Source organism: bacterium (assembly GCA_035530055.1).
In the GTDB taxonomy this organism is placed as follows: domain Bacteria; phylum UBA6262; class WVXT01; order WVXT01; family WVXT01; genus WVXT01.
In genome coordinates this window covers 1-14,296 of record DATKVN010000052.1, presented here as the reverse complement: position 1 = coordinate 14,296, position 14,296 = coordinate 1, and the positions used below count along the sequence as shown (strand labels likewise).

At 40.9% G+C, this 14,296-nt stretch carries 18 protein-coding genes and 1 pseudogene; all 19 read right to left on the bottom strand.

The genetic code is table 11. From position 1 onward, the window contains the following. Window positions 1-10: 10 nt before the first annotated feature. The gene (locus tag VMW39_04475) at window positions 11-841 is read right to left on the bottom strand and encodes a transketolase (protein HUW23267.1); all 831 of its coding nucleotides are present in this window, start codon (window positions 839-841) and stop codon (window positions 11-13) included. Continuing rightward, the gene (locus VMW39_04470) at window positions 828-1,220 is read right to left on the bottom strand and encodes a response regulator (GenBank protein ID HUW23266.1); all 393 of its coding nucleotides are present in this window, start codon (window positions 1,218-1,220) and stop codon (window positions 828-830) included. The genes VMW39_04475 and VMW39_04470 overlap by 14 nt, the downstream gene beginning before the upstream one ends. Before the next feature lie 392 nt (window positions 1,221-1,612). Beyond that, complete coding sequence (locus VMW39_04465; protein HUW23265.1) at window positions 1,613-1,981, bottom strand: response regulator; 369 nt, start codon at window positions 1,979-1,981, stop codon at window positions 1,613-1,615. A 935-nt stretch (window positions 1,982-2,916) separates the two neighbouring features. Then, window positions 2,917-3,978: pseudogene (gene dnaA / locus VMW39_04460) on the bottom strand (chromosomal replication initiator protein DnaA). 136 nt (window positions 3,979-4,114) lie between these two features. Continuing rightward, window positions 4,115-4,567: a ribose 5-phosphate isomerase B gene (gene rpiB / locus VMW39_04455; GenBank protein ID HUW23264.1), complete on the bottom strand. Its 453-nt coding sequence runs from the start codon at window positions 4,565-4,567 to the stop codon at window positions 4,115-4,117. Window positions 4,568-4,633: 66 nt separating this feature from the next. After that, entirely contained in the window at window positions 4,634-5,383 is a 750-nt protein-coding gene (tpiA, locus tag VMW39_04450; protein HUW23263.1) for a triose-phosphate isomerase, read from the bottom strand. 441 nt (window positions 5,384-5,824) lie between these two features. Then, window positions 5,825-6,175, bottom strand: a complete 351-nt coding sequence (locus VMW39_04445; GenBank protein HUW23262.1) for a hypothetical protein — start codon at window positions 6,173-6,175, stop codon at window positions 5,825-5,827. Between the two features lie 21 nt (window positions 6,176-6,196). Continuing rightward, window positions 6,197-6,382, bottom strand: coding sequence for a hypothetical protein (locus tag VMW39_04440; GenBank protein ID HUW23261.1), 186 nt, complete (start codon window positions 6,380-6,382; stop codon window positions 6,197-6,199). Next, window positions 6,379-6,609, bottom strand: coding sequence for a helix-turn-helix domain-containing protein (locus tag VMW39_04435; GenBank protein ID HUW23260.1), 231 nt, complete (start codon window positions 6,607-6,609; stop codon window positions 6,379-6,381). Before VMW39_04435 ends, VMW39_04440 begins: the two co-directional genes overlap by 4 nt. Window positions 6,610-6,974: 365 nt before the next feature. Further along, entirely contained in the window at window positions 6,975-7,664 is a 690-nt protein-coding gene (gene rplA, locus VMW39_04430; GenBank protein ID HUW23259.1) for a 50S ribosomal protein L1, read from the bottom strand. A gap of 112 nt (window positions 7,665-7,776) precedes the next feature. Further along, the gene (gene rplK, locus VMW39_04425) at window positions 7,777-8,202 is read right to left on the bottom strand and encodes a 50S ribosomal protein L11 (GenBank protein ID HUW23258.1); all 426 of its coding nucleotides are present in this window, start codon (window positions 8,200-8,202) and stop codon (window positions 7,777-7,779) included. A 13-nt stretch (window positions 8,203-8,215) separates the two neighbouring features. Further along, a complete protein-coding gene (gene nusG / locus VMW39_04420; GenBank protein ID HUW23257.1) occupies window positions 8,216-8,749 on the bottom strand; it encodes a transcription termination/antitermination protein NusG in 534 nt (177 codons plus the stop codon). Between the two features lie 21 nt (window positions 8,750-8,770). After that, on the bottom strand, window positions 8,771-8,956 hold the full coding sequence (gene secE / locus VMW39_04415) for a preprotein translocase subunit SecE (GenBank protein HUW23256.1): 186 nt from the start codon (window positions 8,954-8,956) through the stop codon (window positions 8,771-8,773). A gap of 141 nt (window positions 8,957-9,097) precedes the next feature. After that, on the bottom strand, window positions 9,098-9,793 hold the full coding sequence (locus VMW39_04410) for a response regulator transcription factor (protein HUW23255.1): 696 nt from the start codon (window positions 9,791-9,793) through the stop codon (window positions 9,098-9,100). Window positions 9,794-9,825: 32 nt separating this feature from the next. Beyond that, entirely contained in the window at window positions 9,826-10,758 is a 933-nt protein-coding gene (locus VMW39_04405; GenBank protein ID HUW23254.1) for a response regulator, read from the bottom strand. Between the two features lie 25 nt (window positions 10,759-10,783). Next, the gene (locus VMW39_04400; GenBank protein HUW23253.1) at window positions 10,784-12,205 is read right to left on the bottom strand and encodes an ATP-binding protein; all 1,422 of its coding nucleotides are present in this window, start codon (window positions 12,203-12,205) and stop codon (window positions 10,784-10,786) included. 15 nt (window positions 12,206-12,220) lie between these two features. Continuing rightward, window positions 12,221-12,661, bottom strand: coding sequence for a response regulator (locus tag VMW39_04395; GenBank protein ID HUW23252.1), 441 nt, complete (start codon window positions 12,659-12,661; stop codon window positions 12,221-12,223). A gap of 271 nt (window positions 12,662-12,932) precedes the next feature. After that, window positions 12,933-13,625, bottom strand: a complete 693-nt coding sequence (locus VMW39_04390) for a response regulator transcription factor (protein ID HUW23251.1) — start codon at window positions 13,623-13,625, stop codon at window positions 12,933-12,935. Between the two features lie 72 nt (window positions 13,626-13,697). Further along, complete coding sequence (locus tag VMW39_04385) at window positions 13,698-14,099, bottom strand: response regulator (protein HUW23250.1); 402 nt, start codon at window positions 14,097-14,099, stop codon at window positions 13,698-13,700. Window positions 14,100-14,296: the final 197 nt, after the last annotated feature.

Below are 14,296 nucleotides of genomic sequence, written 5' to 3'. Positions count from 1 at the left end.
GAAAATGGGGTCAGGAACCTTCTAAATCCTTCAAGGCAACTTTCGCCTGTTCCTTCGAAGGCGCTTTCCCATGCCATTCAACAGCATTCTCCATAAAGGAGACACCCTTCCCTTTTATGGTCTTTGCTATAATAACTGTTGGTTTCCTTTTAATTGTTTTCGCTTCAGCAAATGCCTCCAGGATCTCTTCCATTTTGTTCCCATCAATTTCGATAGTATTCCAACCAAAAGCCTTCCATTTTTCAGAGATGGGATTTGGACTCATTATCTCATCAATTGTTCCATCTATCTGCAATCCATTATTATCGACAATTCCACAAAGATTGTCTATGTGGTAATGGGAAGTCGTCATTGCTGCTTCCCAGATTTGTCCTTCTTCTATCTCGCCGTCGCCCATCAAGCAGTAGACGCGAGCATCTATTTTATCCAGCCTGAGCCCCAGGGCAATACCATTGGCGATAGAGAGACCCTGTCCAAGTGAACCAGTGGAAACTTCTATTCCGGGTAAACCGTCGGTCTTAGAAGGGTGACCCTGGAGCCGGCTACCAAGTTTTCTCAGGGTACTAAGCTCTTGCAAAGGAAAGTATCCAGCTCGCGCTAAACAAGCGTACATCGCAGGACAGCTATGTCCCTTAGAAAGAATGAACCTGTCCCTCTCTCTCCATTGAGGATTTTGAGGGTTATGCCTCATCACAGAAAAATAGAGAGCTACCATAATGTCACACGCTGAAAGAGCCCCACCGGGATGGCCCGACCCCGCCTGGACAAGCATTTCAATGATATTTTTTCTTACCTGTCTGGCTATCTTATCCAGTTTCTTGGTCTGTTCATTTATTTTCATCTTTTTTTCTTTTTTCGATTAAATAATTAACTCGCTTTAGTAGGTGTTGGGGTTCGAAGGGCTTAGTTATGTACCAGTCAGCTTTCTTCTCTAAGGCTTTTTCAAAGTCCACACCAGTATCAAGAGCGGTAAGCACTATAACCGGTATCTCTTTAGTAACTGGATTAGCTTTTAAAATTTCACACACCCGATATCCATCCATTCCCGGAAGCATCAAATCTAGAACAATCAGATCAGGCTTCTTCTCTCTCGCCATTTGTAATCCCTCTTCCCCATCTTTTGCTGAAATTGTCGAATAGTCTTCTTTCTCTAAAATAAACTTAATTAGTTTTACCGTCTGAGGATCATCTTCTACAATTAAAATGTTTAATTTCGACATCTTTTCCTCCTACTTTCCAACAACTCTTTTCCCAGTCATCCCTCGCCCTTAGGCAAAGCTTCCACGGACTTTTATGAGGCGAAGCCTTGCTTCACCACTCCCGACATTTAAAAGACAGTTTGTGAAGAGTATCGGAATTTTTAGCCAAAAAACGAGAACGACATATCCTTCCGCTAAAGCGGAAGTTGGAGTAGCATCACCGCTTGCGGTGCGTTAGGAGTAGCAGAGCTTGCTCTGCGATAACTAATCGCGAGACAAGTCTCGCTACTCCATCTCTGCGCCCACCAATCGCGAAACAAGTCTCGCTACTCCTAACACAGCTATGCCATTTGTCGCTCGTCCCGATTTTCAATCGGGAACATGATTTTAATTACCAAAAACCAAATCCCGCGCTACTTTTTTGTCAATTTTGTATTTATTTCGGTAAGTAACTCCTGAGGGCTAAAAGGTTTAACGATGTAGCTTGAAGCTCCCGCTTGTAGCCCCCTCATTACATCCATCTCTTGTCCTAAAGCTGAAAGGATTATAATTGGGATATCCCGAGTATTTTCATCTTTTTTCAATTTCTCAATAGCTTCGATTCCGTCCATCTTAGGCATCATAACATCCATCAATATCAAATCCGATTTCTCTTTTTTGGCTATCTGCAAAGCTTCTACTCCATTATAAGCAATAAGAACTTCGAAATTATTCTTCTTTAAAAGAAACTCAATCAATTGCACAGTAGTAGGGTCATCCTCTACTATTAATATCTTGGCCATTTTCTTCTTCCTCTCTATTATCGCGAAACAAGTTTCGCTACTCCAAAAGACTTTGGAGTAGCAGAGCTTGCTCTGCGTTAACATTCCTGTTTCATCAGGGCCACTCATGACATCCAAAAGATAGTTTCTGGAAAGTGCGATAAACAAACTATCTTTTAATACTATTTTGGGAAAAGTTCCTTGTGCCCTATCACGGCAATATCGAGAAGCATATTGAGATATTTATACCTTTTTTTAACATCACTATAAGGAACAAAATGAAGAGAAATATTTGCGTCATCCAAAATTGCTCCCAGCATTCTGGAAAACTCAGTTGCTGATAAACTACTGCCCGGCGGAGGTCCTAAGACTACAGCAATTCTCACATTACCTGTTTTACAAAGTTCAGCAAACATTCCATAATTTATTTTCTTTTCCGCTTTATAATCTTTCTCAAAAACTGCCTCCAACCGGAATTTCAACTTATGTTTTTTTAATACTTCATCAAATTGTGTTTTAAGTTCTTCAATCTCTTTATTGCGGTCTTGTGGATAAAAGTAGCCTACTTCTACTTTCCGTAATGATTTATCAACTGGCGCTCGCTCCACAGGTGGAGGTGAGACTTCCGGAGCAGGTTCTGGCTCCTTTGCCGCTTTCACTTCTTTTTCCTCAGTCGGTGGTGGAACTCTTTCCCTCTTAATTTCCTCGACTTCCTCTTCAATCACCTTTTCCTCTGGTGGAGGAACTTCAGGTGTTGCCATTTCAGGAATTTCTTTAGGAGCATATTTTTTGCAATTATGGCAATACCAGCGATCGTATTGTTCAACATAGGCAAGATTCTGCCCACAAGTCAAGCACTTTCTCTCCTCCTCGACTTCTAACGGAGGGGGAGCCACTTTCTTTTCTTCTTCTAATTTAGGCTCTTTTGTCTCTGGTGGCTTTACCTCTAAGAACTCTTCTCTTTCTTTTTCAGGCAGAAGATCATTCATCAATTCCCGAACTAAATCTATGGTTATCTCCTGTTTGGTTAATTGACCATAGGCATTAATTCGCTTCAGGAAACCTTCGAGTTCGCGAACGTTAGATTTCAATTTGCCGGCAACATATACAAGTATGTTATCACTAAGGTCTAATTGTTCAAGCTCTTCTTTCTTCTTAAGAATAGCAACTCTTGTTTCTAAATTGGGGGACTTGATATCAGCAATCAAACCCCATTCGAATCTCGACTTCAATCTCTCCTCTAAAGTGGTCAGCTGTTTGGGAGGCTTATCTGAACTAATTACAATCTGTTTGTGGGCATCGTGAAGCACATTGAAGGTATGGAAGAATTCTTCCTGGGTTGACTCTGCCTCAACCAAAAATTGAATGTCATCAATTAACAAGAGGTCTACTTGCCGATAACGTTCTCTAAACTCTTCTATCGTTCCTTTGCCAATGGCTTCGATAACTTCATTCATGAACGTTTCAGTAGTAACATAGAGTATCTTTGCGTCTGATTTTTTACTTTTGACATAATGTCCAATCGCATGAAGTAAATGAGTTTTCCCCAATCCCACCCCACCGTAGATAAATAAAGGATTATATATTTCTCCTGGACTTTTTGCCACAGCCTGAGTAGCTGCGTGGGTGAATCTGTTAGAGGGACCAACGACGAAATTCTCAAAAGTATATGCTGGATTCAACTTGAGCTCCCCGATGGGTTTAACGGGTTTTTCAGCCTTTGCCTTTTTCGGCTCTACGCTCACCTCTTTCTTCTGAATTTCTCCTGAATCTTTTACCTTGGAAACAGAGGGTTTGGGGGCTTTCATAGATTCATCCAGTATTTTGATAATTTTTTCTTTTACCTGGGAGTCAACATTATAAACATAAAAGGCCCAGTTGTATTCTTTATCCCGAGGAACAAAAGGGCGACTGCAGATATTTCCAATCTTGTCTATTAAGTCCCTAAGATCCCTCTGTTCTCCATAGACTCTTATCTTGTATCTCTTTTCTCCCCTTTGAGTCGGAGAAAAACTCATGCTCCAACGTTCAATCATGTTAACCACCTAAACAATAAACGCAGACTGTAGCCACAACCTTTAGGTTGCGATTTACACGCAGACTAAAGTCTGCTACTCCAATAATAAATGGGCGGGACTTTAAGACCATCGGGTTTCATTTCTGCTTTAAATACTTATTTTCGATCTCCTTAATCTTATTTATCCTGCGGAGATGCCTCTCCCACCCAAAAGGAGTGTTAAGCCAACTAGCAACTATATTCATCATTCTCTTTTGATCAAGATTAGAGCTCAGGCAGATAATGTTGGCATTGTTATGTTCAGATGCCAACTTTGCCATTTCTTCATCACGAACTAAAGCTGCTAAAATTCCAGGAACTTTGTTAGCGGTAATGCTCATTCCTATCCCGCTCTTACATATAAGAATCCCCTTGTTATACTCTCCACGAGCAACAGCTTCAGCAACCTGCACTGCATAATCCGGGTAATCACAGGCTTCTTCTGAGAAACAGCCAAAATCGCCCACTTCATGATTTAATTTTTGAAGTTTCTCTTTCAACTCCACTTTTAACTTGAATCCTTGATGGTCAGAGCCAATAGCAATTTTCATCTTTTTTCAAACGCAGACTGAAGTCTGCTACTCCTATTTGGAATTGGAGGAATACCAAAAGGCACACTAATAGCGCACAACCTTCAAAAAAGATTCTACATTTAGACTTGCTCCGCCTATTAACCCTCCGTCTATATCTTCACAAGACATTAGAACCGAAATATTATCAGGATTAATACTTCCTCCGTATAAAATTCTGATTGCCTGAGCATTCTCCTTTCCAAACATTTGCCCTAACAATTTCCGAATAAATCGCTGCACCTCTTCAGCCTCCTCAGGCGTAGCTGTCTTTCCCGTACCGATAGCCCAGACAGGTTCATAAGCCACTACCAATCCTTTACTTTCTTCTTTTGTCAACCCAGATAGTCCTGTTTTAACCTGTTCTTCTATTACTGTTAAAGTTTCTCCTTTTTCTCTCTGTCGGAGCGTTTCCCCTACACAAACAATAGGAATAAGACCGATAGAAAAAGCTATCTTCGCTTTCTTATTTACTGTCTCATTTGTTTCGCCAAAATATTGGCGTCGCTCTGAGTGACCTAAAATTACATAATTACAGCCAATATCTTTGAGCATCGTTGGCGATACTTCTCCAGTATATGCTCCGCGAACTTCCCAGTACATATTCTGGGCACCCAATTTTATCGAGGAACCTTTAATTACTTCCTTTACTGAGGAAAGAACAGTGAAAGGGGGACAGAGAACTATTTCCCTATCTGCAATAGTCCCTGTTTTGTTTTTTACTTCACGGGCTAACTCCACTGCTTCTGAGGTCAACTTATTCATTTTCCAGTTACCAGCGATAATCGGTTTCCTCAATTTTTCTCTCCTTAGAATATAATTTTAGCAAATTTAGTAGCACGAAAACAAGCAAAAAATAAACCCAACAAATCCAAAAAGACCCAAAAACTACGACTAGAAATTATTATAATGCACATTTTCCATAGTGTCAAGAAAAAATGTAAGGAAAATGGGGTCAGGGAAAATGGGGTCAGCTCTATTTTTGATTCGTTAAAATAGTTAAATAGAGTTGTGATAGGGCCAAAAATAGAACTGACCCCATTTTCTCTTCGAGAAATAAAAAAAGACCCCTTGTGGATAAAAGCAAATTGCTGGAAAATTTCGGATTCTTCAAACAGAATTATTTATTTTCCTCAACACACTCAAGCGTTATACCACCCGCTTCTCTGGAATACAGAACGCCAGCAATTGTCCTCCAACAAGGGGTCACCTTGCAGTGCAAAATTTTGAGTCTATTAATTATCCCTTTTTCTTCTTTTTTGTTGCTTTCTTCTTCTTTTTTGCTTTCTTTTTCTTTACCATTGTTTTCCTCCTTTTTTTTCTGGTAGTTTTCTTTTTGGCGGCTTTTTTCTTCTTTTTCTTCTTCTTACCGCCGCGGGCCATCGTCGCCCGAGAAACATCTCCTTGCTTATCAAGGTAATAGAGATAACCACGGGCCTTTTTAACACCAACTCTAGTAACCTTTACAGGACCCCCGCCTTTCTTGCCACCGCGGGCCATCTTCGCCCGAGAAACATCTCCTTGCTTGTCGATGAAATAGAGATAACCTTCCTGTCTCTTTACACCGACCCTTGCTACCTTTTCTCCCATCTCTTTCTCACCTCCTCTGTTTTAAAAGCTTAGTGACGCTCCACAGGGCAAGCCTTGTGGCTTCTGTCCCGATGTCACATCGGGACATTCTTTTTCTTGCTTCATCATCGGAACTACCGTTCCAACTCCACAAGCGTTGATTCCCGCTCGTCCAGCGGTATTTAATCCTATAACTATGGGTCTACTCAATCTTACCAGTCTGTTCAAGTCCTCTCGTCCTTTTTGCTCTTTTCCGGCGGAAGCTTCGTCGGGGACTCTTTAGGTAAAGTAATAATTTTCTCTTTTAACCAAGCATCGACCATCTCTTTAGGAAACTTATATTGTCTGCCAATCTTAGAAGCCGGAATTTTTTTCTGGCGGATTAATTGATAAATTTTAGACTTGCTCAATCCTATATATTGGGACAGCTCTTTAGTGCTCATTATGTCTTTCATCAGATTCACCTTTTTAGAAACTTTTAGAGATATGTTTTATCATTTAATATCTATGTCTTGCTTTAAGTATAATATATCTACAAGATTTGTCAAGTAAAAAGTTTAAGTTTCTTTTAGTAACAACCCGACTTACCTATTTCCATCTAATATCATTAAGTACGATAAACGCCGAAATTCTATTATAAAGTCTCTTTTACTTATTTTTTGTATCCACTTTTGCTCCTCCAACCTTAGGCGACCAGATAGGCATTCGCCCAGCTCTTTCACGAAAGGGCGGGGTCCGACACAATAAAAAAGCGAAGTCTCCGATTCATCGGAGCCTTCGCTGAAAAATCTCTTCAAAATATAAATCTTTTCCCGATACCTTATATTTTAGGCAAACTCACCTTTATTCCTGGACCCATTGTTGAGGAAACGCTTATGCTTCTTAGATATTGACCTTTAACAGTAGGTGGTCTAACTCGCTGTATTTCTCCTATCACAGTATTTATATTATCCACCAGTTTCTTCTCATCAAAAGAAGCTTTACCCACACTTAAATGGATAATTCCGTAACCATCGATTCGAAATTCAATTTGACCAGCTTTAATCTTTTTTATCACATCAGCAATCTCGAATGTGACAGTCCCTGTTTTGGGACTGGGCATCAATCCCTTCGGTCCGAGTATCTTTCCCAACTTACTCAAGTCACGCATACAATCGGGAGTAGCTATTAACGCATCAAATTTAATAGTCTCCTTGGCTATCTTTTCAATTAAATCTTCTCCTCCCACAAAATCTGCTCCTGCTTTTTCTGCCTCTTTTGCCTTCTCTCCCTTAACTACAACAGCCACCACTTTACTCTTTCCTGTACCATGTGGCAATAAGACAGTTCCTCTTACTATTTGGTCTTGCCGCTTAGGATCAATTCCCAGTCGCAGGCACAATTCGATAGTCTCGTCAAACTTGGCATTGGCAGCCTTCTTAACCAACACTACTGCCTCTTCTACACTGTAACCTTTATCTTTCTCAATTAATTTAGATAATTCGTGGTACCGCTTACCTCTTCTCATAATTTTCCTTGTACGATTTACCTACAGATGTTCCCCATTGAAAATCGGGACGATGAATCCAGCCTCTGCAAAAATCGAATCTCAGGGGCTGGATGAATTGGGACCTACAAAATTTCTATTCTATTTCTATCCCCATGCTCCTTGCAGTTCCCTCTACCATCTTAACTGCACCTTCCATATCGTTTGCATTTAGATCAGCCATTTTCTTCTCTGCAATTTCACGTACTTGCTTCTTACTCACCTTAGCTACTTTCGTCTTATTGGGCTCTCCCGAGGCTTTGGCTATGCCCGCAGCTTTCTTCAACAATGCAGCTACTGGAGGGACCTTGGTCACAAAGGTAAAGCTTCTGTCTTGATATACAGTGATTACAACTGGAATAAGCATTCCCGGTTCCTGACTAGCCGTTCTCTCATTGAATGCCTTACAGAACTCCATAATATTTACTCCATGTTGTCCCAAGGCGGGTCCGACTGGAGGAGCAGGATTAGCTCCCCCTGCGGGTATCTGTAATTTTATTATGCCTTTTACTTTTTTTGCCATAAAATCTTCCTTCCTATATCTTTTCTACCTGTAAAAAATCGAGCTCCACGGGAGTAGCTCGTCCAAAGATTGTTACCATTACTTTCAGTTTGCCTTTTTCCTCATTGACGTCTTCCACTACGCCAACAAAATTTTCAAATGGCCCCTCTATAACTCTGACACTCTCGTCTTTTTCAAACATCACTGCCGGCTTTGGTTTTGCCTGTGCTTCTCGTTGAGTGATTGCCACGATATTGTCCAATTCTTCTGGTCTAAGAGGCACAGGTTTCACCCCACCGAGGAAACCAGTTACTCCAGGAATATTGCGTACAGCCCAATAGGTTTCATTATCGATTACCATTTCAACTATAACGTAACCCGGGAAAAATTTCCGCTTGCTAATCTTTTTCTTATTCTTTCGTATTTCCACAATTTCTTCAGTGGGAATTAATATGTTTGATATTTTGTCTTTCATTCCCCCAGAACTTATCAGCTTCTCCAGGTATCCTCTGACTTTATCCTCATGCCCCGTATAAGCATGAACAATATACCATTTTTTCTCTATCAACTTTTCCCTCTTAGGCGTTGACTACTTTATTAATATTCCCAGAATTATGGACAGCCCAAAGTCTACCAGACCTACAAAAATAGCCACGGCAATAACTAAAAGAATCACCACCATTGCCGACCCGATTACCTGTTTCCTATTCGACCAGGAAACCTTTCGTAGCTCTTCTATAACTTCTCTCAAAAACTGAATTGGTTTTTTAAACACAATTTTCACCCATTCGATTCGTAGATTGTTCTATATAACAAAAATGTGGGAAATCTGTCAACCAAAAAAATGCATCCCGATTTTCAATCGTGAAAATTGTGCCCTACCCCAATTGAAAATCGGGATGCGAAATCTTTAACGTCAGTCTTTCCCCTCATCGATTAACCTGTAGCCTACCCCTTCTACAGTTTCAATCTTTTCACCCAGGGAGGCCAACTTCTCTCGCAGTCGTCCGATATGAACATCAACAGTACGAGTAGTGCCAAAGTATTCGTAGCCCCATACTGTCTCCAACAAGAAATTTCTGTTAAGCACATGCCCCTTCTTTTTTACCAAAATGTGAAGTAAATTAAATTCCATAGGTGTTAAATCAATCTGCTTATTTTTTATGGATACAGCATGTTTATCCAAATTTAAGCGCATATCTCCATACTTTAAAATTTCTTCTACTTCTTCTTCTCCACCAGCTCGACGCAGCACTGTCTTCACTCGAGCAACTAATTCTTCTTGATTAAAAGGTTTAACAATATAGTCATCAGCGCCCATCTCCAATCCGGCAACAGTTGAGGACTTTGTAGATTTAACGGTGAGCATTATAATTGGGATATTACTTACAATCTTATCCTTCTTCAAAGTTTGACAAATTTGAAAACCATCCATATCGGGCAGCCTCAAATCCAAAATAACTAAATTTGGCTTTGAACGATGAACTTTCTTAATCCCTTCTTCTCCACAATTGGCAGTAATTACACTAAACCCCTCTTCTATCAAGACGTTGCTGACCAGTTTCAAAATCGACGCATCATCGTCTATCACCAAAATTGTTTTCTTTAACATCGCCGCCTTCTTTTATATAAAAATTTGCCTTTCTAATCTTCCCTTTTATCTACAACGTAACTGCTCCCTTTTTTGAGCTTAGCATATTTTTTCAGTTCAGCACCCACGTCGCTAATCTCAGCAGGACTGGCGAATTTCCTCGATTTATTTGTAACTACTCCGATAGCAATAATCATCAATGGAAACTTCGTAATTTTATTGAGCCGATCCTTGGTTATAATATATTTTCTTTTTCTATCTTCTTCGTCGTAGAGACTGGGAATCTCCTGGTTAAAGTCTTTAATGATACCTCTACAGAGGGCATCAACTTTATCCGGGCTAGTAACTACGATGAAATCATCCCCTCCAATGTGACCAATAAAGTCATCTGGATTGCCTTTCTGTTTAACTGCCTTGAGAATGATTTGAGCTGTAACGCGAAGAACTTTGTCGCCCCTGAGATAACTATATTTATCGTTGAAAGCTTTAAAATTACTCAAATCTAAATACAAGACAGCAAATAGACGGTCCCGGCTTAGACACTTCTTTAACGCCTCGACGAGGGAAATGTTGCCAGGCAATTTGGTTAAAGGATTAGCGGAGAGGTCACTGGCAGTGCGAGTCAAATGCGTTTTCACGCGGGCAACAAGTTCTTCTTCCTGGAAAGGCTTGGTAATATAGTCATCAGGAGCATAGCTCAATCCAATGACTTTATCCGATGTAGAGCCCTTGGCAGTTAACATGATTATAGGTATATGAGCTAAAGAAACATCTTCTCTAATCTTCTGGCAAACCTGATAGCCACTCATACCAGGAAGCCCTAAATCTAAAACTACGAGATCCGGCGGGACCCGATGAATCTTTTCCAGTCCCTCTTCCCCACTGTAACCAACTGTGACCTCGAAACCTTCGCCCTCAAGGGTAGTTTTGACCAGATTAGCAATGTCCTCTTCGTCCTCTATTACCAGAATCTTTTCCTTGTTCATATTTCTCTCTGCATTATATTATATATTATGCCTTATGTAAAGTAAAAATAAAATTGCTTCCCTTATTGAGTTCACTCTCTACCCAAATCCGACCACCATGTGCCTCGACGATTCCCCTAATGATGGCCAAGCCCAGCCCTGTGCCTTTCACTATTTTCACTTTACCTCCAGATGACTTAACCTGTTGGAATTTGTCGAAAACTTTTTGCAAGTCCTCCTTGGCAATGCCCACTCCTGTGTCTTTAACAGCAATCTCTACGAAGTTTCCCGATCCTGAATTTTTCGCTTCTATAGTTACTTTTCCTCCCTCAGGAGTAAATTTGAAAGCATTACTGAGAAGGTTTGTGAAAACCTGTCTAAGTTTATCCTGGTCGGCGGAAACCAAAGAGATACTGGTAGGAACGACTGCCTCCAATTGGATCTTGCCCTCTTCTGCTTGGGGCCGGAAAAATGTAACCATTTCCTCTATGAGCGGTGAAAGCTCTAAAGCTTCTTTTCCCAGCTCAAAACGCTTGGCTTCAATTTTTGCTAAATCGAGGATGTCATTTATGAACATCCCCAGTCGAGAAGTGTTGTTCTTGACAATTGTCAAATATTCTATGAGCTTCTTATTAAGTGGCCCAGCTTTTCCCCTCAAGATAAAATCGACATAGCCTTTAATTGAGGTTAGAGGTGAGCGGAGCTCGTGGGAGACGCTGGAAACGAAGTCGTCTTTCATCTGGTCAAGCTCTTTAAGCTTTTTTGCCATCCTGTTAAATTCACCTGCTAAATCGCCAAGTTCATCTCTACTCTTGACTAAAATCTTCTGTTCCAGGTTCCCCTGTCCGATAGACTTTGCACCTTCAGTAAGCTTCCTGATTGGACGACTCATTAGCTGAGCCAGAATAAACGCACCAAAAATCCCGAAAGAAAAGGCAACACCTGTTACCACAAGGATACGACGACGGGTCAGGGATAATGTATCTTCCACAACTCTATTCAACACTGCTTTAGAAAATCCAACTCGGGCAGTACCCAACCTATCCTCTCCCAATAAGACAGGAAGTGAGACATCAATGAGCTCACCACCTTCTATTCCCTTATAAGATTGAACCAACAAGTCCTCTGAGTTCTGAGCTTTTATTCCTATAGAATCCCGATACACATAACCGTGAAGATTAGTATCGGTATGCACTACCACTTTTCCTTCATCGTCTACGAACATGGCATAAATTACCCCTGTAGTCCTCTTAACCACCTTGATGTAATTCATAAGAAGCAGATCGTCTTCGCTAATTATCGCCTCCTTGCAGACCTCTGTCAAACCCTTTATGGTATTTACCTGGCTTTCTCTCATTGTCTGCAAAAGATGTTTCTTCTCAAAAATGAACAGAATCACGCTCATTCCCAGTAAAGCTACCACCAATATAAGAATAGCAAAGAAGCTGAACTTTGTTCTAAGACGCATTCTGCCTCCCGAGGATTAATCCTTTTTCTTCCGTCTTAACTCGTCCAGATGGTCTTTCACCAGGTGCTTTGGACCAAAATGTTTGTACTCCCGGAGCACTGCTCGTATTCGTGCCAATAGTTCCTGAGTCTCAAAGGGTTTTAGCACATAGTCATCCGCACCATCCACTAATCCCTCAACTTTATCAGAAGTCTCTTTAAACTTGCCTGTTAACATTATTATAGGTATATGTTTGCACCCTTCCTCGGCTTTTAGTCTCCGACAAATCTCAAACCCGTCTATGTCCGGAAGCTGCATGTCCAGAATAATTAGGTCAGGATGGGACGTTTGAGCCTCCTTTATGCCACCTTCGCCGTCCTCAGCAGAAACAAACTCGAACCCTTCATCAAGGAGAGTCTCCTTTACCAGCCTAACAATATCTGGATCATCATCAACAAAAAGAATTTTCTCTTTCATTATAGAACCTTTCTATTTTGCACGGCTAAAACCGTGCCCACAAATTCTAAACGCAGACTGAAGGCTGCTACTCCAGAGTCTTCTGGAGTAGCGAAACTTGTTTCGCGATTAGTTAACGCAGAGCAATCTCTGCTACTCCTTTCCTATTACAGGCACAAATTCAATTGGTGCATCCCGATTTTCAATCGGGAAAATTCCAATGCTCCAAAATATATCTTACCATAGACTTATTACAACAGTGTTACAAAAATGTTAAATCTATGTTAACTTTTTACTCCCCTTCCACAAACATATATCCTTTTCCTTCTACAGTTTTTATCTTTTTTGCAGCCCCTTCTCCCAATTTTTCCCTGAGTCTCCTTATATGCACATCCACTGTTCTGGTAGCACCAAAATACTCATAGCCCCATATACTTACCAATAAATATGAGCGATTCAAAACACGACCTGCCTTCTTCATCAACAGGTAGAGTAAATCGAATTCTTTTGGTCTCAGGTTCACAAGTTTTCCTTTCACCCGCACTGTAGCTCTGGTAACATCGAGAGAAATCCCCTCCTTTTCTACGACCTCCTCAAAGTCCTCAGAAAGCTCATAGCGCCTTAATAAAGCTCTTATGCGGGCAACCAGCTCTTTAGCCTCGAAGGGTTTAGTTAAATAATCATCAGCTCCTGCCTCAAATCCAGTAACTTTGTCTCTGGTTTCCATAGCCTTGCCACTTAACATTATGATAGGAATAGAATGGGTCATCTTATCCTGTTTCAAAACCCGACACACGTCAAAACCATTCAAGCCGGGAAGCACCACATCTAAAACGACGGTGTCTGGCTTTTCTTCTCGCACTTTCCTTATTGCTTCGTCACCATTTCTAGCGGAGATAACTCTGAAATTCTGTGTGGTCAAGATTTCTTTCAGGAGTTCAACTACTACCGCATCATCATCGACGACTAAGATTTTCTTTTTCATATGTCTTTTATCTTTCTTATATTCCTTTCCCCGGTCAAAAACCGTATAATGCTAACTTCCAATACCTTTCTTTTATCTACCCGTGTTATTCTTATCTTTAAAGCGATCACTCAATATCTTATGGATTCGCTCCCCCAGTTCAAAACCCTCCAATGACTTGATCACGTAGTCCACTGCACCCAGGTCGAACGCTTTATCGCGATCTCGCCTGAGGGTGCTGGTAGTGAGCATTACCACTGGAATGTGTGAAGTAGCCTTATCTATTTTCAAGCTCTCTAATACCTGGAAACCATTGATGCCGGGCATTTTAATATCTAAAAGAATTAGATCCGGAATTTCACTAGTCGCTTTTCTCAATCCCTCCTCACCATCATAAGCATAACTCACCTGGAAATCCTCGATTTCCAGAATCTCTTTCACCAACTTAACCAAGTCCTGTTCATCATCGATAATTAGAATTTTTTCTCTGGCCATAATTTTACCTTAAATAAGAATTACAAGCTAACAAGACTCCAGAGGTTTTTGGAGTAGCGAAACTTGTTTCGCGTTAACGCACCGCAAGCGGTGCTACTCCAATTATTGGAGTCCTCCCGAAAGGGAGATTCTTCCCGGAACCCCCGATGAAATCGAGGAAATCCAGCGTAGGGATCGGGTTCCATCCCAACCTGATA